Origin of the sequence: Paenibacillus sp. MER 180, assembly GCF_023713665.1 — a bacterium.
GTDB lineage: Bacteria > Bacillota > Bacilli > Paenibacillales > Paenibacillaceae > Paenibacillus_B > Paenibacillus_B suaedae.
Genome location: NZ_JAMAVT010000009.1, coordinates 12,090 through 30,759, shown reverse-complemented (window position 1 = coordinate 30,759; position 18,670 = coordinate 12,090). Strand labels below are relative to the sequence as shown.

General features: G+C 45.2%; 18 protein-coding genes and 1 pseudogene. 18 read left to right on the top strand and 1 reads right to left on the bottom strand.

Annotation, left to right across the window (positions count from 1 at the left end; genetic code table 11):
- The first annotated feature begins 122 nt into the window (after positions 1-122).
- The 11 genes from M3661_RS15745 (at position 123) to M3661_RS15695 (ending at position 10,654) form a co-directional block, all read left to right on the top strand.
- Positions 123-701: a TetR/AcrR family transcriptional regulator gene (locus M3661_RS15745; protein ID WP_065293244.1), complete on the top strand. Its 579-nt coding sequence runs from the start codon at positions 123-125 to the stop codon at positions 699-701.
- A 139-nt stretch (positions 702-840) separates the two neighbouring features.
- Positions 841-1,182 (top strand): DMT family transporter, encoded by a 342-nt coding sequence (locus tag M3661_RS15740; protein ID WP_065293243.1) that lies wholly within the window; start codon positions 841-843, stop codon positions 1,180-1,182.
- The gene (locus tag M3661_RS15735) at positions 1,182-1,496 is read left to right on the top strand and encodes a DMT family transporter (protein ID WP_065293242.1); all 315 of its coding nucleotides are present in this window, start codon (positions 1,182-1,184) and stop codon (positions 1,494-1,496) included. Before M3661_RS15740 ends, M3661_RS15735 begins: the two co-directional genes overlap by 1 nt.
- Positions 1,497-1,766: 270 nt before the next feature.
- Positions 1,767-2,744, top strand: a complete 978-nt coding sequence (locus M3661_RS15730) for a serine hydrolase domain-containing protein (protein WP_065293241.1) — start codon at positions 1,767-1,769, stop codon at positions 2,742-2,744.
- Between the two features lie 132 nt (positions 2,745-2,876).
- On the top strand, positions 2,877-3,344 hold the full coding sequence (locus M3661_RS15725; RefSeq protein WP_065293240.1) for a hypothetical protein: 468 nt from the start codon (positions 2,877-2,879) through the stop codon (positions 3,342-3,344).
- A gap of 333 nt (positions 3,345-3,677) precedes the next feature.
- Complete coding sequence (locus M3661_RS15720; RefSeq protein WP_251486953.1) at positions 3,678-5,480, top strand: proline--tRNA ligase; 1,803 nt, start codon at positions 3,678-3,680, stop codon at positions 5,478-5,480.
- 63 nt (positions 5,481-5,543) lie between these two features.
- Entirely contained in the window at positions 5,544-5,882 is a 339-nt protein-coding gene (locus tag M3661_RS15715) for an acetyl-CoA acetyltransferase (RefSeq protein ID WP_251486623.1), read from the top strand.
- 133 nt (positions 5,883-6,015) lie between these two features.
- Positions 6,016-6,612, top strand: a complete 597-nt coding sequence (locus tag M3661_RS15710) for a TetR/AcrR family transcriptional regulator (protein WP_251486620.1) — start codon at positions 6,016-6,018, stop codon at positions 6,610-6,612.
- Between the two features lie 64 nt (positions 6,613-6,676).
- Positions 6,677-8,623, top strand: coding sequence for an alpha/beta fold hydrolase (locus M3661_RS15705; RefSeq protein ID WP_251486617.1), 1,947 nt, complete (start codon positions 6,677-6,679; stop codon positions 8,621-8,623).
- Positions 8,624-8,729: 106 nt separating this feature from the next.
- Complete coding sequence (locus tag M3661_RS15700; protein WP_065293236.1) at positions 8,730-9,752, top strand: FUSC family protein; 1,023 nt, start codon at positions 8,730-8,732, stop codon at positions 9,750-9,752.
- A gap of 413 nt (positions 9,753-10,165) precedes the next feature.
- The gene (locus tag M3661_RS15695) at positions 10,166-10,654 is read left to right on the top strand and encodes a DinB family protein (protein WP_251486614.1); all 489 of its coding nucleotides are present in this window, start codon (positions 10,166-10,168) and stop codon (positions 10,652-10,654) included.
- A 159-nt stretch (positions 10,655-10,813) separates the two neighbouring features.
- On the opposite strand, the gene M3661_RS15690 is transcribed toward M3661_RS15695, so the two are convergent.
- Positions 10,814-11,083: a hypothetical protein gene (locus M3661_RS15690; RefSeq protein WP_021254928.1), complete on the bottom strand. Its 270-nt coding sequence runs from the start codon at positions 11,081-11,083 to the stop codon at positions 10,814-10,816.
- Between the two features lie 237 nt (positions 11,084-11,320).
- Here M3661_RS15690 and M3661_RS15685 point away from each other — a divergent pair, with 237 nt between their 5' ends.
- The 7 genes and pseudogenes from M3661_RS15685 to M3661_RS30795 form a co-directional block, all read left to right on the top strand.
- Positions 11,321-12,331 carry an alpha/beta fold hydrolase gene (locus M3661_RS15685; protein WP_251486612.1) on the top strand — a complete coding sequence of 337 codons (1,011 nt, stop codon included), beginning with the start codon at positions 11,321-11,323 and terminating at the stop codon, positions 12,329-12,331.
- Positions 12,332-12,638: 307 nt separating this feature from the next.
- Complete coding sequence (locus M3661_RS15680; protein WP_251486609.1) at positions 12,639-15,224, top strand: alpha-L-rhamnosidase; 2,586 nt, start codon at positions 12,639-12,641, stop codon at positions 15,222-15,224.
- Positions 15,225-15,375: 151 nt separating this feature from the next.
- Positions 15,376-15,864 (top strand): GNAT family N-acetyltransferase, encoded by a 489-nt coding sequence (locus tag M3661_RS15675; RefSeq protein WP_251486606.1) that lies wholly within the window; start codon positions 15,376-15,378, stop codon positions 15,862-15,864.
- 168 nt (positions 15,865-16,032) lie between these two features.
- Positions 16,033-16,554, top strand: coding sequence for a GNAT family N-acetyltransferase (locus tag M3661_RS15670; protein ID WP_251486603.1), 522 nt, complete (start codon positions 16,033-16,035; stop codon positions 16,552-16,554).
- A 532-nt stretch (positions 16,555-17,086) separates the two neighbouring features.
- Positions 17,087-17,302: a hypothetical protein gene (locus M3661_RS15665; protein ID WP_251486600.1), complete on the top strand. Its 216-nt coding sequence runs from the start codon at positions 17,087-17,089 to the stop codon at positions 17,300-17,302.
- A 201-nt stretch (positions 17,303-17,503) separates the two neighbouring features.
- Positions 17,504-18,130: a hypothetical protein gene (locus M3661_RS15660; RefSeq protein WP_251486598.1), complete on the top strand. Its 627-nt coding sequence runs from the start codon at positions 17,504-17,506 to the stop codon at positions 18,128-18,130.
- A gap of 62 nt (positions 18,131-18,192) precedes the next feature.
- Positions 18,193-18,669 (top strand): annotated as a pseudogene (locus M3661_RS30795) (DUF6933 domain-containing protein); the annotation flags it as partial.
- Position 18,670: the final 1 nt, after the last annotated feature.

The following is an 18,670-nucleotide window of genomic DNA, read 5'->3' as shown; positions in this document are numbered from 1 at the left end:
AGATGTGAAAAGATCTACCTAACGAATATTAGTTAGGCTATAGATATGTCGTCGTATTTACACGAGGGAACGCTGCGTGCATTACCTAACGAGTATTAGTTAGTCTGAAGGAGATGAGTAGAATGACAGCTAACCGAATTATTGAGGTCGCGTTGAATCATTTTGCAGAACATGGCTATGAAGGGGCTTCCCTTGCGAATATCGCGGAACAGGTAGGCATCAAGACGCCATCTATTTACGCTCATTTCAAAAATAAAGATGATCTGTTTGTTAGCATAATCCGCCGTGCAGTACAAGAGGAAATGGGACACTTGCAGCGGTACATTCAGACTCACCGTGAGCATCCGATTAAGGATGTGCTGTACGGATGGATTCAACAGTATGAGGCACGCTATGAAACGAGCAATCAATTGAAATTCTTGCTGCGGGTGATGTTCTTTCCGCCTGTTATCATGCAGGAGCGAGTTATGGAACTGGTCAACGCCCATCTGGATCAGATGGAACGGGAGCTTATGGCCGTGTTCAAGCTAGGAGTGGAGCGAGCGGAGATTGATCAGCTGGATATGGAGATGATGACCGCTTCTTATATGTGTCTTGTTGATGGCATTCTCGTTGAAATGCTGCTTGGTGGCCCAGACAGATTCCGACGTCGCTTCGATGCTTCATGGCGCATATATTGGCGCAGCCTGACACGGGACTAGTTCGTGAAGTGGTATGAACAATGAATCTCTTGATTGAGAAGAGATAAGGAAATTTAAGAGTGGAGTAAGCTGCATCTGTGGGATGCAGTCATGGAATAGTGCTCGTTATAGAGATAGCAAGGAAGGGAGAGAGCAACACATGAATAAGCATTGGATCTACGTATTTATTGCCGCCTTCTTTGAGGTCTTCTGGGTGATCGGATTGAAGCACGCGAACAATGTATGGGAATGGGGAGGTACGGCCATTTCAATTATTGTCAGCTTCTATGTGATGATTATGGCAGGCAAGAAGCTCCCTGTAGGGACGGTATATGCCGTATTCGTTGGACTTGGAACTGCAGGAACTGTATTCGCAGAGATGGCTTTCTTTGGAGAGCCGTTCAAGATGATCAAAGTGCTGCTTATCCTTGTGATGCTAGCAGGTGTGATGGGATTAAAGCTGGTGACGAATGAGAGCGAAGCGAAGGGAGCTGAATCCTAATGGCTTGGATAAGTCTCATTGCAGCAGGCTTATGTGAAATGCTTGGTGTGGCGATGATTAGTAAGCTGAACAAGGATCGCAACTGGCAATCCTTCGTCTTTATGGCGACAGCTTTCAGTGCTAGCTTCATTTGTCTGTCTATTGCGATGAAGTCGCTCCCGATGGGGACGGCGTATGCGATATGGACGGGAATCGGAGCATCTGGGGGTGCCATCCTCGGGATGCTCTTCTACGGGGAGTCCCGCGACTGGAAGAGAATCTTATTCATCTCCATGGTACTTGGAGCAGCAATTGGGCTGAAGCTTGTTTCTTGATGCTGAAGCTGTCAGGGCATCGTTGGGGCATTTGTGCAATTGGAATAGTCAGATCGTGATCCGTCACAAATGTGGAACAACTCCATACCTTAATTAATCTTGTAAAGCGCCTCTCGCTATCAGCATGGGAGGCGTTTTTGTGACGTTGATTAGAAAATGAAGGAAACCCGGCCATAGATATCGAAGTCAGTAATGACGTAGTACTCACTAGTAGAGTTCATCTTCAGAGCAGCAAGCTGTGAAGAACATTGGGAAGGGGATAAGACCGTTATGGAGTTGGCAGCTTGGGTGGATCAATTGTTAGAGAAGCAGGGATATAACGGATCGATCTTGCTGGCGTCACAGGGTGAGATTGTCATAAGTAAAGGGTACGGCCTAGCGAACGTGGAAGAGAGGCAGCCCATTAATAAGGATACAGTATTCAAAATTGCATCAATTGCCAAGCAATTTACGGCAACAGCCATTATGAAGCTGCAGGAGCAAGGGCTGCTTCGTGTAAAAGATAAGCTTGAGAAGTATGTACCTGAGTGTACAGGGCTTGCAGATGTTACGCTCCATGAGCTGCTCACTCACTCCTCTGGATTGGACGAAGATGCGTTAATTGATTGGAATGTACATGAGGATCTAAGGCCATTGCATACGCTGGCGCTCGATACTGTCACGCCATCCGGTGCAAAAGGGACGTATCGTTATAGCAACTTCGGTTATGCGCTGCTTGGACTGATTGTAGAGAGACTGTCGGATCAACCGTATGAAGCGTATATCGAGAAGGAATTCTTCGAGCCATTCGGTATGACAAGAACAGGTGGACGTATGGATATACTTCGCAGTGAGCCAAACATGGGGATCGGCTATAGAGGGGGAGAACTCGCTTGGAAGGAAGATATACCAAGCCATAACAGTGCAGGAAGCATTGTCTTCTCCACTACCGAAGACCTGTTCCGCTGGGATCGTGCCCTTCGCTCAGGCCAAGTGGCGAATGCGGAGTCAATCGATGCGATCTTCACGCCGCAAGCTCGAATTGATGAGGAACGCAGTTATGGCTACGGATGGGTCGTATATCCGGATCGACCGCATATCTCGTATCATAATGGGGGATTATCGGGCTACAGCTGTACGATGATTCGGGATGCGAAGTCGGATTCGGTGCTTATTGCCTTGAGTAATTTAGCGGATATCGGCATGCAGCCTATTGATGTACTGAAGCAGGGCTTGCAGGAGCATTTCCCAGCGTTCATGCAGCTGTAGCTGTAGCAGTAGCCTAGCCGCTAAAGGAGCGTAAAGGTTATTCGGAACGGATTGTGTCAATTTGCAATTGCTTTATAACGGAATCAGTGCGTATTCAAGATTTGGCTGGGTAACGGAAGGAGTGCATCGCGCATGGCGATCCAAATATGCAGCAACTGTGGGTATTCGAACGAAAAGTCCGCATCGGTATGCATCGTCTGCAGTCACTCCCTGAAGGACGCCTCCTTACAGGGAACGCCAGAGGAAGATAAGCAATACAACGGCATCTTGGCTGTGAAGCAAGTGGAGCTTACATGCTCTGAGTGTAATGGAAATGTAGAGCAAGGCTCCACGGAGTGTAAAAATTGTGGTCCCATGATTTCGAATCAGATCGCCAGTGAGAAGTCAGATGATCGACCTAGCGAAGAGCAAGCGTCAGAGCGCAATATAGGCTGCACTTCACTCTTGATCGTAATCATAGCCACCGCTATTTACCCAATTGTCGGAATCTTAGTGGGAGGCGTATATGCCTTCAACAACGACAAAGAGAAGCGGGGAGTCGGTATCGCGTTATTGGTACTGGGTTTATTGTTGAAGTTGGGCTACTGGGTGATGCGGTAATCGGGTATCGGTGGATGAGATACTTGACACCGAGTAACAGAACATGTAATTTATTTAGAAAATATAACCACGAAAAGCGACGACCAAAGACATGAGAGTGAACGAGATGCACGTACAGAGAGGAGTCAACTTGGTGCAATGATTCCCTTGCAGCTTCATTCTTCCTACTTTGCAGCTGCAGATTCGATCTGCCGGGCGCAAGCCCGTTATGGAACATGTGAGAGCTGTCGGTATATGCCGACTGCTGAATTAGGGTGGTACCACGACAACGCATTCGTCCCTTATGGGATGGGTGCGTTGTTTTATTATGGAGAGAAGAAGAGGGGGATTGAGATGAAACAGAGTGAATTGTTCTTATCTACGATGCGGGATATGCCTTCAGATGCGGAGACTGCCAGTCATCGGCTGCTGCTGAGAGGCGGTTACATGCGGCAAGTTGCGGCGGGCGTATACTCGTATTTGCCGCTTGGCTGGAAGGTGCTTCGGAATTTACAGAGGCTGATTCGAGAAGAGATGGAGCGGGCAGGTGCTCAGGAGATGCTCATGCCAGCGATGCAGCCTGCAGACCTGTGGCGGCAATCGGAACGGTATGAGGTATATGGTGAAGAGCTAATGCGGCTGTGTGATCGCCATGAACGGGAGTTCGTGCTCGGCCCGACACATGAAGAAGTCGTTACGGCAATGGTGCGAGATGAAGTCAATTCGTATAAGAGGCTGCCGCTTACACTGTATCAAATTCAGACGAAATATCGTGACGAACGACGGCCTAGACATGGATTATTGCGATGCAGGGAATTCATCATGAAGGATGCTTACTCCTTCCATCTAGATGCAGAGTCGCTGCAAGCTCAATATGATCGAATGGTTGACGCATACCATCGGGTGATGCAGCGTCTGAATCTAACGTATTGTGCAGTGGAGGCAGATGCTGGCGCGATTGGCGGAAGCGGACGAACACATGAATTTATGGCACTAACCAGCATTGGTGAAGATACGATTGTGTCTTGTGGGCATTGCGGATACGCCGCGAACCTTGAGAAGGCTGTAAGTCAGTCTGACTCTGCATCTGCGACGAATATCGAAGTGCTTCCCGATTCGGTCGAAGCTGGACATACGAAGGATGTCGACACGAAGGCTGTCCAAATTGAGGAAGCACGTTCAACAGGAGAGGCATCGACAGCGGATTTGCCTGTACGTATCCACACCCCTGGGGTGAAAACAATTGAAGAGTTAACAGCCTATTTGCAAGTGGAATCGTCTCAAACGATAAAGACATTGTTATATGTGGCAGATGGTGAGCCAGTTGCGGTGCTCGTTCGCGGGGATCATGAAGTAAATGAAACGAAAGTCATGCGAGCATTGACAGCCAATCAGCTGGAACTCGCTGATGGCGAGACAGTCATGCGAGTAACAGGCGCTCCCACAGGATTTGCAGGGCCAGTTGGATTGACGATCAAGTGCATAGTCGATAAGGATGCGGCTCACGTGGAAGACGCGGTTGTGGGAGCGAATGAGCAGGATTACCATCTGATGCATGTGAAGGCTGGGAGAGATTATGCACTTACTATGGTAGGCGATTATCGGAATGTCGTGGAGGGAGAACGATGCGTACATTGTGGTCATGCACTGTCGTTCCATCGTGGAATTGAACTAGGGCATGTCTTCGAGCTCGGAACGAAGTATACGGATAAGCTGGGCGCACAGGTGATGAACAAGTCGGGTCAAATGCAGACGCTTCTGATGGGATGCTATGGTATTGGCGTATCCCGCATGATGAGTGCAATCGTGGAGCAGATGCAGCATGAACGAGGGCTGCGCTGGCCGGTGTCTGTCGCGCCATACTTGGTGCATGTCATTCCAGTATCGATGAAGGATGCAGCACAAGCTGAAGCAGCATTGAGATTGGCTGAGGATATGAGCAGCTTTGGTGCGACTGTGCTGTGGGATGATCGCGATGAGCGGTTCGGCGTGAAACTGGCCGATGCGGATCTAATTGGCTGTCCAATGCGTATCGTTATCGGCAAGCATATTGCGGAAGGGAAGGTAGAACTTGTACATCCAGATGCCAGCACATCAGCTCTGGTAACGATGGAGCAGGCGGTTCATACGGTGAGAATGTATGCAAATCGGTCATGATCGGACGGTATGAGACATAAGGTGGAAGTGTGTGACATTCGAACAGAATGGAGGTCGTATGCTATGAATGCTTCGAAGCCATCATCCGATCAGTCGCTTCCATCTCAAACCGAGCCGCAAGTTATATATCAAGCGGATGGATCTCACTTGCAGTGCTTGCGAGATACTCGTGAAAAGTTGCATCATATATGCCATTCGTATATGAATCGATTCGTCCGTATTCAGACAATAGACGGATTTATCTGTGATGGTGTTATTGTAAATGTGGATCGGGGAATTGTGTACGTACAGACGCAGCAGCCGGTTATGCAGCGAGGATTATACAATGCTTACATGTATAATAACGTTATCTTGCCGCTGGTGCTGTATGAATTATTAGTTATTACGCTGATGGTTACATAAGTCCTCAGCTGTATGCATCCGTGAACAATCACACTTAGCCCTTGCTGTCGAAGCAAGGGCTGTTCGTGTATGGAAAGATAAAAACCGTGAATAGTGGTTGTAAATATTGGTTTAGTACTGTATAGTACTAATTATGAATGAGAGAAAACGAATACCACCATTATCGAATCGAGATCGAGTCATTGGCACGGCTGCAGCGCTATTTTTGCGCCAAGGGTATGCCTATACGAGCATGGATGAGATTATGCATGCGAGCAATGTGTCTAAGTCGAACATCTACTACCATTTCAAAAGCAAAGAGGAACTACTTGGTTCAGTGCTCGTCTATTGGATGGGACAATATGAACAGTTGCTAGAAAGCCTGCTTGAACGAAGCGATCTAACCGTAGAAGAGAGGGTGCTGGCATTTGTGGATGCTGCTGCGCAGCAGCATGAGCAGTGTGATGTTCAAGTGGGATGTCCCTTCATGTCGTTATTCATGCAGAGCCCGCTTGATGCGGTTCAGGTTCGGCAGCAGATCGGACAATTCTTCGCTCAGCAGCTGCCTTTGTTCGAGCGGATGTTCGAGCAGGCAAGAGCATGCGGAGAGATTGCAAGCCATCATCATCCGTATGGATTGGCAGTTGTACTGCTATCCGCGATAGAAGGGGCACTGCTGCTAGGTGATACAGAACCAAGCCTGCCGAGTGTCCGGCATACGGTTGCACATTTTTTTCAACTGCTTCGCTGAGGCGAGGCTTTTTTTTGACGTGAATTAGAACTGAGTAGTACTAATTATCAGAGGGGGCAATAACATGATGTACAACAAGGAAACGATCTTGATTACTGGGGCAACGGGGTTTATTGGGAGAGAGGTAATCCGGCAGTTGAAGGATGGTGATGAGAGGCTGCTTCTTCTCGTACGTTCCGCGACACGAGCAGAAAAGCTGTTCCAGCAGTATTCAGAATCGGTAAGAAGCCGTATTGTGTTCATCGAGGGGGATTTGGAGCAGGAATGTCTGGGATTGAAGAAGGAGGATTGGCAATTAGCGAGGCAATCTGATGTATTGATCCATGCCGGTGGAGCGATGCAGATTACTCAATCAAGTTCAACAGCAGAGCGAACCTTCCTTCACGGTGCTCAGGCAATAAGTCGGTTAGCGGAAGAGATTCATGGTAGCAAGGGACTTCGACGCTTCATTCATGTAGTTGGCTATATGAGCCCCTTTCAACAAGACACGAATGTTAGCGGGCTTTCCATTGATGATGTGAGTCGGTTCGTGCCGCCCGATGCTGCCCCTTACGAACGTATGAAGTTCATGGCGGATCTGTGGATTCGTCAAGAGGCTGCTCGCGTTGGCTATTCGCTATCTGTTGTCAATCCTAGCACCGTTATTGGTGCTAGGCCAACTGGAAGTACGCCGCAGCTGGATGGCCTTGGGATCTTAGTGAAGGCGGTTCGCAGCAGATTGATGCCGGTCGTTCCAGGAGGGAAGCATTATTGGCTGCCTCTTGTAACGAATGACGAGGTCGCAGAAACTATTGTGTTGCTGGCTAGGGATCAGGCGAATTCAACTCATCAATCAGCAACATACAATCTTGTTGGTGATAAGGCCGAACAACCAAATATGAAGGAGCTATTACGCGAAATTGCTCGGCAGCTCCACGTAGGAGCGCCAGTGATGTCTATGCCAATCCGGTTGCTATCGGCCATTATGAGATATGGTGGGGAAAAACTGACGGGCATTCCGTCGCAATCATTGGCGTTCGTAACGGATCGCAGCTTCAATAATGATTCGACGAAGCAACTGCTGCATCAGAGTTCGATACGTCAGGGTTCGAATCGTACACCACTGGATTGCAGAGACATATTACCGTTTGCTATTGCAGATATGGATTACCGTCTCACATTTCCGGAAGACAAAGGGGGGAGAAGCTTCGCCAGAGGTCGATTCGGTTCGATGGCTGCGTGGATAAGGGAAGGATGCGGAGTGCCGATTGTACTGCTGCATGGCTGGCTTAGTCAAGCAGACGATCTGCTTCCGTTGGCAGCTGAACTGTATCAGCGAACGGGCCGTCCACTAATTGTTCCTGACTTGCCGGGGTTCGGTCGCTCACCTTCAATTGGTGGGGCTGACCGAAATCTGGCAACGGGCATTGTGGACAGCGTTGCGGCGGCCATTCAGCTTCAAGAGCCCGTAACCCTGATAGGTCATTCTTATGGTGCGTGGGTAGCGAATGAATGTGCCATTCGGTTACATGGCAGTGTGGAGGAGCTGATTATGCTGCAGCCTGTGCTGCAGCGGCCGCGTGGTGCTGTAAGGGCGTTTATCAGCCGCGGACGCACACTTGCAGCTTTTATGCTGAAGCACATGCCTGCTTCGTTAATGAATAAGGCAATGCTACGCGAGGAAGTGTTCGAACATGCGTCGTCAATTCCACATGGGTATGTGTCAAGAATGAAGGCTAGTTTTCGTTCTCCTCGGATTGCTAATGCGAATGCTTCTATCATGCAAGCCATCTATCATCAATTGCCGAAAACGATGACTTCGCCCAAAGAAGTAAAGCTGGCAAGTACGCTCGTAGGAATCGTATGGGGGGAGAAGGAGAGGCTGCATCAGCTGCCTGCCTTACTCGAGGGAGATGAGCGTCTAGTTCGCTTGCCGTACGGGCATCATTTTCCCTTATCGCATTCAGAAGCAGCTGCGTCGACTATCGCTGCGGTGCTGGGCGAAGAAACAACAACAGAGCAGAATATTTAGGCGTGATCCATTTTATTAGCCGCCTACCTTGTCTTGAAGCTGGATGGATTCGTGTATACAATAAGGGAGTGTGAGTGCCGTCTAGCAGAAATGGAGGGATTGAGGGATGGCATTCGGAGCCAGAGTGCTGAAGACAGGGATTGCGGTTACGCTAGCGTTGTTCATTAGTCAAATATTCCAGTTCAAAACCCCGGTCATCGCCGCCGTTGCCGCGATATTTGCGATGCAGCCTTCGATTTATCGTTCATGGAGATATTTTCTTGAACAGCTCCAGACGAATACATTGGGCGCTGCAATCGCCTTATTGGCAGGGATGTATTTCTCGCATGAGCCGATTGCCGTCGGTATTGTATGCGTACTGGTCATTATGATTTGTCTGAAAATGAAAATGGAAGAGACAGTAGGGTTGACGCTCGTGACCGTCATTGCCGTTATGGAAGCATCAGGTCAATGGGATTTCGCCCTGCTTCGCTTCGCGCAGATATTGATCGGTATTGGTTCTGCTTGTCTTATTAATATTTTGTTCTTCCCGCCGAATCCGAAGGCACAGTTCATTACGTTGATTGAATCATGCTTCAGTCGAATGTCGCTGCTGCTGAGAACCGTCATCTCGGATGAAATGAAGGAATCCGTGTTCCAGGAAGAGAAGCAAAGTCTGGTGGATTCACTGAAGGTACTCGCCGATAAGTATAAGCTGTTCGAAGAAGAGACGAAGAAGCTGAAGCGAGCGAAGTATAGCCGCTCACGCGAGTTGGTAGTATATAAGCAGCTGCTGCATACGCTCCGCAGCGGAATTGAGGTGCTGGAAGCTATCGATGAACATTACTTCCAAGCAGCTCGTGAGCCGGAGACGAATCAATTGTTCGATCAACACTTGGAAATGCTGATTAAATGTCATGAGCATGTACTGTTGAAGTTCGAAGACAAGGTAAAGCCGAACAGCTTGGAACTGGATAAGATGGAGGAAGATAATGAGCGGTTCATGCAGATCACGATGAAGCTATGTTCCCAAGATGGCAGTGAGATGCTAAGGTTGTCCATTGTTGCCGCGGCCATGTATGAATACGGCTTCCAAATTGCAAGATTGGATCGCCTTGTCGGCCACGTCGAGAAAGATTCAGATGCGTAGCGGCAGATGCTGTGCAGCATATTGAATCTTTTCGAACCGCGCGAGTTCCCAGCGGCTGTGCTCCGCTGCATTACGGCGGTCGGTCAAACACAAGGTTCACATGAGTAGCAGAATAAACAACCGATGATCGTACCAAGGTGGAAGACGGCTGATGACAGCTGTCTTCTTTCTTTTTTCATCAGCAGGATTCAATAACGCTGTACTCCCATGCTTTTGTGCCGCGCGAATGAATTTCACACAGGACAGCTTGGATATATTGATGTGAGACACAAGGGAGTAACACGCGATCGATTTTAGGAAAGCTTAGGAAAGAATTCGATGGAAATTCATAATTTTAGGCATTGAAATAACGGCAAATGCGATATATGTAAGGAGAAGGGTTGACTCTTTTATTCAGATTGGAGTGAAGTATTGTGGAAGCAGTTCATTTGGAGCATGAGGTGCTAAATAGTTTCCAAACTTGGAGAGGATGGGTAATCGAAGTTTTGAATAAGGTAGACGTGGAAATTGTCGATACGATCCCAGCAGGGTGCAATAACTCTATCCGTTGGCATGCGGGTCACCTTGCTGTGGCATGGGATCAAGGAATTTTCCAGAATGTCTTTAAGGAAAAGCACTTGCCTGAACATTATGTGGGCTATTTCGCCAATGGAACAAGTCCTTCGCAATGGAATGGGGATGCTCCTGCTCTGGCGGAGATCATCACCCATTTGGAGGCACAGCGTCATATGATCTGTGAGCGAATTGTGGGAAACTGGGATCTCGACTTGGTCAATCCTTTTCTTCAATTTACGAAGGCTAGCCAAATGTTCTTCTTCTTGTTAAGTCATGAAGCCATGCATTTCGGCCAGATTAGGTCATTTACCAAAACTGCTGGAGCATCCCAGCCAAATCCAATCTAAGGACGTTGTCGCTAAAAGCATGTACCGATGTGGCAATGTTATTGTGCATGTCCAATAGGGAATCAATAAAAAAAAGAGCCGTGAACCGGCTCTTTTGACAATAAACCTGTCAAATAGGAAGATGCGTAGTTAGAAAATCAGGTGAAGACGATTGTGATGTTATTTGCGCTTTGTTTTTGGACGAACGCCGCGAGTGCCAACAGTACGCTTGCCATTTTTCACGCTTCTGATTTCTACAGGGCCTACAACTTCTTCTCTTTCGACAACCGTGAATACATGCTTTGGAATCGGGCAGCAATGATGACGGTTGATCACTTCGATCGGATGAATGATAGGCAGTATTTGAGGATGGAAGAAATCACGAATTACTGGTCTTGGCGGACATACGATTGGTTCTGCTGGCGGGCAGAACGGACGAGGACATGTCATGAATAACAACTCCTTCTGTTAAGATGGTACATTATATTGGGGAACTTGGAATTGAGTCTGTACACCTGTACTGTCTCGTGAGAAAAATGCACAAATATGGGTGGGAGACTAATTGTGCGTTTGTGCATGTTGGCTCGCTTTGTGCGTACTCTTGAACAGCGGGTATACGTGCAAATGTGCATAGATCGAGCAAAGAAAGGGTATCTTTACCTCTATATTCGTTACGAGGTGAGACTGATGCCCAAGAGGCTTATCAATGGAATTCATTTGCACTACCATACGTATGGCACAGGTACGCCCATATTGTTCATTCATCCGCCACTGTTGACCTCGGCCAACTTTCGATATCAAGCGGCGCAATTATCGTCTACTCATCAAGTCATCACCTTCGATATTCGCGGCCATGGGGAGAGTGATGCTTCCAAGGAAACCATTACGTATCCGCTCATTGTCCAAGATATGGTGAAGCTGCTTGACGAGCTTGGCATTAAGCAGGCCTATATTTGTGGTTACTCGACAGGCGGAGCCGTAGCGCTTCAGGCGCTATTATCACATCCGCATCGATTCAAGGGCGGCATTCTTGTGAGTACGATGGCGGAAGCAAGCGATTATTGGCTAAGAGGAAGAATTGCGCTTGCGATCGCACTGACGGCGATGAGAGCCAAGTCATTGCTTGCGTGGGCTATCTCTTTCGGAAATGCCGACAGCCGGACGACATACCGGAACTTGAAACGTACGGCGATGCGTGGGGATGTATCGAATTGGAAGCAATATTATCAAGCGTCATTGAAGCATCGCTGCACAGAGCAGCTGAAGAGCATTCAGGCGCCTATGCTGCTGATTTATGGCGAGAAGGACAAAGGTTTCCATCGTTATGCGGTTAAGCTGCAGCGATATTTGCCGCATTATCATTTGTATTGGCTGAAGGGGGCCAAGCACCAAATTCCGACGAAGCAAGCGCGTGAGATGAACGGGATTATTGCACGGTGGGTGCGGAATCAAGAGCTGGCATCGGAAGTGAAGGAGGAGCTTCTTGCGAAGCGGACTGTGAATTCAATGCCGAAGCAGGAGGCTGAGAGTACTCAGTCTGAGTGGGATGGAACCGCAAGCGAGACGAACTCTGCAATTGCGGTGGAACCACCCTGGTACATGGAGGAAGAAGACTTGCGTACAGCTGATGCACTGCATGTTCTAACTGCAGCGGAAGCAGGTGAAGTAGATGATCATCATGCGGATGAGCTGCATTGATCGGCGAGCTTAAGTTGGAGATCGAGCAATGGGAAATAGAAGTGAGATATGGACTGCGACTGGATCATGGCTTATACAAATAAATGTTGGAGAAGACGCGCAGCTGGGTTTGGGGCAATGACGCGTCTTTTTTGCTGCATATGAAAGGTCGGAGCATGAGAAAAGGCTGAATGGCAGCTAGCACATTCCTTCAATAATAATAGATTTTTTTTAATAGTTATTCCAAATATATTGACTTGAAGGTATAATTTATGGAAATATGCAGCAGTACTATGTTTCTATTACTCCATGAAATCAGGTGACGACTATGCTCATAGTGAAGAAGGTACGGTGTGAGAACAAAGAGAATCCCATTGGCATTGAATTAGGAATGGTGTCGATAAGCTGGCAGTTAGATTCAGATCGTAGAAACGTGCTGCAGGCTGCTTATCATATTCAGGTCGCGTTGGATGATAGTTTCGAAGTTATGTTGCTGGATACAGGGAGGGTAGAGTCTGAACAGTGTCTGTGTATTCCATTAGAAGAACTGCAGCTAGAGCCAGAGACACGTTACTATTACCGGGTAAGCGTGTGGGATCAATATGGTGAATCATCAGCTTGGTCTGATTTGGCTTATTGGGAGACAGGATTGGAAGCTGAAGAAGGCTGGGTTGCCGACTGGATTGCGTCTCCACAGGAACAGACGCAGGTAATGTCATTTGAGAAAGATATTGCTGTTCATAAGCCGATACGGCAGGCACGACTCTATATAAGTAGTCTAGGAGTATATGAAGCTTCATTAAATGGGGAGCGTATCGGAGACAGCTACTTCACGCCAGGCTGGACGAGCTACGATCGTCATTTGCAATATCAGACCTATGATGTGACACAGCAGTTGGGGCACAATAATAGATTGCACGTACTGATCGGCAATGGCTGGTACAAAGGGCGACTCACGGTGCGCAGCGGCCGCAACAATTATGGGGAACGGCGGGCATTGATCGCACAGCTTCATATTTGGTACGAGGATGGAACTGAAGAAATCATTGTTACGGATGAGAGCTGGACAGTTGCGGAATCACCGATATTGATGTCGGAAATCTATGATGGGGAAGTATATGATGCGCGACTAGAACAGCAGGTTCATCGATCCTCTGCGTGTGTAGAAGTAATTGACCATGCCAAATACATATTAACGGCCCAAGTGAATGAGCCGATTCGCGTCACGAAACGGCTGAAGCCTGTTACAATCACGAAGCTGCCGAACCATGAATGGTTAATTGATATGGGTCAGAATATGGTGGGCTGGGTTCGTTTTACAGTTCGCCATGCTTATGCTGGCGCTCACATTGTACTACAGCATGCTGAGATATTGGACAGCAACGGAGTATTCTACACAGGTAATCTGCGCAAGGCGAAACAGCAGATCGTCTATATCGCCAAGGGGGTAGAGGAGGAAACCTATGAGCCGCATTTTACGTATCAAGGCTTTCGTTATGTGAAGGTCAGCGGCTTGTTCCAAACTCCGAAGTTTGAGGATTTCGAAGGGGTGGTGCTGCATTCGGATATGCCTGTGGCCTCTGCTTTCGAGACATCGAATCGGCTGCTGAATCAGCTCCATCATAATGTGGAATGGTCGCAGCGGGGGAACTTCTTCGATGTGCCAACAGACTGCCCGCAGCGGGATGATCGGCTTGGCTGGACGGGGGATGCTCAAGTCTTCATCGGTACAGGCGCACATCTAATGGATGTCAATTTATTCTTCGCGAAGTGGTTTAAGGATGTTCGTCTGGAGCAGCATGAGAATGGCGCCGTTCCGGTTACGATACCGGATATTTTCAGCAAGTGGGAGGATTTCGATTGGGATACTTCGGCTGGCTGGGGGGATGCCGTAGTTATTATTCCATGGGTGCACTATTTGCACTATGGGGACAAGTCCATACTGAAGCAGAACTATCATAGTATGAAAAGGTATATCGACTACATACGCGAGCAAGGTGACAACGAGTATATATGGGATACCGGCTATCATTTGGGGGATTGGCTTGCACTGGATGCGAAGCCCGATACCTATGACGGCAGCACGGATAAGAGCTTTATAGCGACTGCTTACTATGCATATTCGACCTCCTTGCTGCAGCGGATTGCGGTTATTCTGGGCGAAGTGGAGGATGCTCAGTACTATAGCAGCTTGCACGGGCATATTCTTCAAGCGCTGCAGGATGAGTTCATCACGCCAAATGGCAGGCTGGCATCTGATACGCAGACCGCACATGTGCTGGTGTTGATGTTCAATCTAGCTGGTGAGCGCGTGAGGGAACGCGCTGTGAAGCGCTTGGTGGAATTGTTGAAGCAAGAGAAGGATCATTTGACGACCGGATTTCTAGGGACACCTTACTTGAACCTCGTCCTGAGTCAATGGGGACATCACGAGCTTGCGTGCAAGCTATTATTCCAAGAGGATTATCCGTCATGGTTCTATCCGATCAAGAAAGGCGCAACCACCATATGGGAGCATTGGGACGGCATTAAGGAGGATGGCTCGCTATGGAATGACAGTATGAATTCCTACAACCATTACGCCTACGGTTCCATTATCGAGTGGGTGTACCGCTATGTCGTCGGCTTGGAAATCGATGAGGCGCAGCCTGCTTATAAGCATTTCTATTTGCAGCCGAACTTCGGTTATGGGCTAGATTGGCTGCGAGTGAAGCGGGAGACGGCGTACGGCGAAATTGTGATCGAGTGGAAGCTGGAGGATGGTATGGTCGAACTGACGGTGAGCATTCCAGCCAATACGACTGCGACACTGCGAATCGACAACCAGATCTGGGAGCCTGTTGAAGAATATGAAACGACGCTCGGTTCAGGGACGCATCGGTTGCAGTACCGTCATCTAGATGACCGGATTTGATCGAGGAAGTTATGTATATTGGGGGTACATCCATTATAAGTAGGTGGATGTGCCCTTTTGTTTTGTGAGGATTATATTTCCAATAAGAGGTTTCGAAGTTATACTTAGAAGAAGGAAATTCTTGAAGTCCTATTATTGAGGTGAATCTGAGATGTCAGTAGTCAAAGTTGAGTTGAATCAGAAAATAATTTTAAAACACCTGATGACATTGTTTCTTCATGACTTATCGGAATTTAACGAAGAACAGGAATTTAATCAAGAGAGTGGTTTATTTGAATTTGATGCTTTTGAATGGTTTTTTGAGAAGGAAGGTTTATTTCCATTTTTTATTAAGCATGAGGATGATATTATCGGTTTCATTTTACTTCAAAGCTCTCCATATACGAATCCAGAACGATATGATTATTTGATTAATTCGTTTTTCATTTTAAAGGAATATCGTAGGAAAGGCTTAGGGAAACAGGCTGTTCAAGATTTATTTCAACAATGTCCTGGAAGGTATGCAATAGGCCAACTATCTAATAATATTCCCGCAATTCAATTTTGGAGAAAAATTTATGAATATATGAATGTCGAATTTCAAGAAAAAGAAGAGATGGAAGAAGGTCTTAAGATAAGATATCAATATTTTGAGATCTGATTTTGTAAAAAAGATTATTACGTATATCAGGAAGGCATAGATGCCAAAAGGTTATAAGAAATCATCGTGAATAAATTTCAACAGAAGAGATGTTACTACTCATTATATATAGTTATGGATAAGTGTTTGTAATATCTGCATTAATTAATCCTAAGAGGTGATTATATTATGCGAATAAGAAAAGCAACGATAAACGATGCAGAAGGAATTGCAAAAGTTCATGTGGATAGTTGGAGAACAACTTACAAAGGTGTTATCCCAGATGATTTCTTGTCAAAATTATCATATAAAAAAAGAACTGATTTATGGATCAAAAACATTGAAAAAGAAGATGATTTTGTAGTTCTAGTAGAGAACCCAGAAGGAGAAATTATTGGATTTGCAGCTTGTGGTAAGAGAGAAACAAATACAGTTCCTAATTCAGGTGACTTAACATCTATATACATACTTAAGGAATATCACGGAAGAGGTTTAGGGAAAGAATTACTCAGACAACTGTTTCTACATTTCAAATTTTTAGGATATCAAAACATTTTTGTTGATGTTCTAGAAGATAACAAGACCCGCTATTTTTATGAACATTATGGTGCTAAATTATGTGATTCAACTCAGATAATAATTGGGGGAAATGTTCTGAATGAATTAATTTATGAATGGGATAACATTGACGAGGTTATAGCGAAATTATAACCTTACTATACTTAAAAACATGCGCACCCTTAAGCCCCTCGGGTTCGTGAATAAGGACGCTTGGTGAAATCTGTGTTAATAAGTAAAAGGACAAATAAAACAAAAGGGACAAACTCATGGAAGCATATAATTTGTATTATCTAGATGATAGTGAACGCAGTATCTGGGAAGTTGAAAGTAAAGGATACAGAAGTGATGTATATATATAGAGCTTCAAGATGATGTATTTCATATAAACGTGTATGATCAAATACGATTGATTCAAGATTTTGAAGAAGAAATTAAACAGTATGGATACTATCAGATCGAACCAAACATAATATTGGTTCAGACAGTTAATGAAAAAGAAATACTGAACACTATAAATAATTTAATAAGAACGGACTATTTTCAAAACATAAAACCAGTGGAAAAAGAAGAAATAAAAAAAATGAATTTAATAAAGAGAATGAAATGAAGTTTCTGGAGCATTTCGGGGATGACACAGACTGCAGATAACATAATAGAGAACTTTTTATTTGAGAGGTAAAGAATGACCAAAAAATTAAGTAGAGATGAATTGATTAATCTCGTAAGGGAAATTATGGAATGTGAAGGATCAGAGCACGAAATAGATGAGATGATGAATTTACTTGAAAGTAATGTGCCAGATCCACAGGTCTCAGATTTAATATTTTGGAGTGATATCGAATATAGCCCAGAAGAGATAGTCGATAAAGCAATGAGGTACAAACCTATTATTTTGTAAAGTATATTTTATTTTGTTAATAATTCGATACTAGAAGTAATTGATGGCTATAGTAACATAAGTTTCGAAATAGATTTGATTGATAAAGAGACCAAAAGCTCAATAAGAGAAGAGGGGGTATAGAACTGCAAGATAGATATATGGAAATGACTTATAAATGGAACGTTATGAAAAATCGTAAACATAAGGCAGATGATTAATGTGAAAGATCAGAAGTACTATTGTATAGAAGGACTTCCTCGAATAGAACAGTGCAGGAGTATCTTCAAAGCAGCTGCAATGCTAGACGCAATTCTAATGCCGGAGTGGGAGTATAGATATTATTCCTTCAACTCGAAGTGGGATACTAACGAACAGATGGGGTCAATGAGAGATGGAGGAGGTGATCATTACTTTGCATTGTTCAATAAAAACGGTTTGATTATTAAAGGATTCGATAAAGAATATGAGATTAATAATGAAAATAATATAGAAAAAATATTTAACGGGGTTCCTGACACATTTCGTGATTTCTTAAATGAGCCAGCGTTTGTATTTGAAGAAACAACATTTATTATTTGGACTCAATATGAGAAAGAACAGTGGTTGGGTAGTAAGGATTATAGTGAAGAATATTGTGGCTTATTACAGATCTTGTTAGGTGGGGCCGAATATTATCATTCTTGGGCATCTCAGTATTATGAAATTGATTTAGAATTAGCTCTAGTTAGAAGGATGTTTGAATTAGAACCAATAGATAATAGTGTGCTTAAGCAACTTAATAAAGATCTAGAGATAGCAGATATTGTAGATGATCTTGAAGAGATTGGGTACCCATATGTTAAATAGGCATTGAAATCAATCAAAAATAGAGGTGATTTTTGTGCTTGTGATCAAGAGGGACTAAAAAATTATTACAAGACTTGAAAATTGAAAGAACAATAACAAAAATAGACAGTTCTGATTCTTTTTTTAGCTGGCATGCGAATGTAGTTGTAGTAAATAGGAGAAAGCACCTTATCTTTATGAATGATTTATCAAGACTTAGTTTGACGATAGTAGGAGTAAGGAGTACTCAATATAAAAACCTAAAAAATATCTTTTTGAAAGAATTAACCGACTATTTAATTAGTGAAAACCTTGATGAGGCAAGAATAAATCAATATATGAATGATTGTGCAGATATTATATTTACAACCACAAATAACAGAAGTGTAATAAGCACAATGAATGACGTAGTGTTAATAATGCAGAATATAAGTTTCGATTTTGCAAATTATATTGAGCTAAATAAATGGAATAATGATAGTTTTTATAAACCGATTAATTACTCCAAGCCAATAGAAGTATTTAAACAAGAGATCGAAAATCGATATTCGAGGGAATGAT

Coding starts and splice junctions, on each gene's coding strand:
- M3661_RS15745 (WP_065293244.1), top strand. CDS start 123: ATGACAGCTAACCGAATTATTGAGGTCGCGTTGAATCATTTTGCAGAA.
- M3661_RS15740 (WP_065293243.1), top strand. CDS start 841: ATGAATAAGCATTGGATCTACGTATTTATTGCCGCCTTCTTTGAGGTC.
- M3661_RS15735 (WP_065293242.1), top strand. CDS start 1,182: ATGGCTTGGATAAGTCTCATTGCAGCAGGCTTATGTGAAATGCTTGGT.
- M3661_RS15730 (WP_065293241.1), top strand. CDS start 1,767: ATGGAGTTGGCAGCTTGGGTGGATCAATTGTTAGAGAAGCAGGGATAT.
- M3661_RS15725 (WP_065293240.1), top strand. CDS start 2,877: ATGGCGATCCAAATATGCAGCAACTGTGGGTATTCGAACGAAAAGTCC.
- M3661_RS15720 (WP_251486953.1), top strand. CDS start 3,678: ATGAAACAGAGTGAATTGTTCTTATCTACGATGCGGGATATGCCTTCA.
- M3661_RS15715 (WP_251486623.1), top strand. CDS start 5,544: ATGAATGCTTCGAAGCCATCATCCGATCAGTCGCTTCCATCTCAAACC.
- M3661_RS15710 (WP_251486620.1), top strand. CDS start 6,016: ATGAATGAGAGAAAACGAATACCACCATTATCGAATCGAGATCGAGTC.
- M3661_RS15705 (WP_251486617.1), top strand. CDS start 6,677: ATGATGTACAACAAGGAAACGATCTTGATTACTGGGGCAACGGGGTTT.
- M3661_RS15700 (WP_065293236.1), top strand. CDS start 8,730: ATGGCATTCGGAGCCAGAGTGCTGAAGACAGGGATTGCGGTTACGCTA.
- M3661_RS15690 (WP_021254928.1), bottom strand. CDS start 11,083: ATGACATGTCCTCGTCCGTTCTGCCCGCCAGCAGAACCAATCGTATGT.
- M3661_RS15685 (WP_251486612.1), top strand. CDS start 11,321: ATGCCCAAGAGGCTTATCAATGGAATTCATTTGCACTACCATACGTAT.
- M3661_RS15680 (WP_251486609.1), top strand. CDS start 12,639: ATGCTCATAGTGAAGAAGGTACGGTGTGAGAACAAAGAGAATCCCATT.
- M3661_RS15675 (WP_251486606.1), top strand. CDS start 15,376: ATGTCAGTAGTCAAAGTTGAGTTGAATCAGAAAATAATTTTAAAACAC.
- M3661_RS15670 (WP_251486603.1), top strand. CDS start 16,033: ATGCGAATAAGAAAAGCAACGATAAACGATGCAGAAGGAATTGCAAAA.
- M3661_RS15665 (WP_251486600.1), top strand. CDS start 17,087: ATGACCAAAAAATTAAGTAGAGATGAATTGATTAATCTCGTAAGGGAA.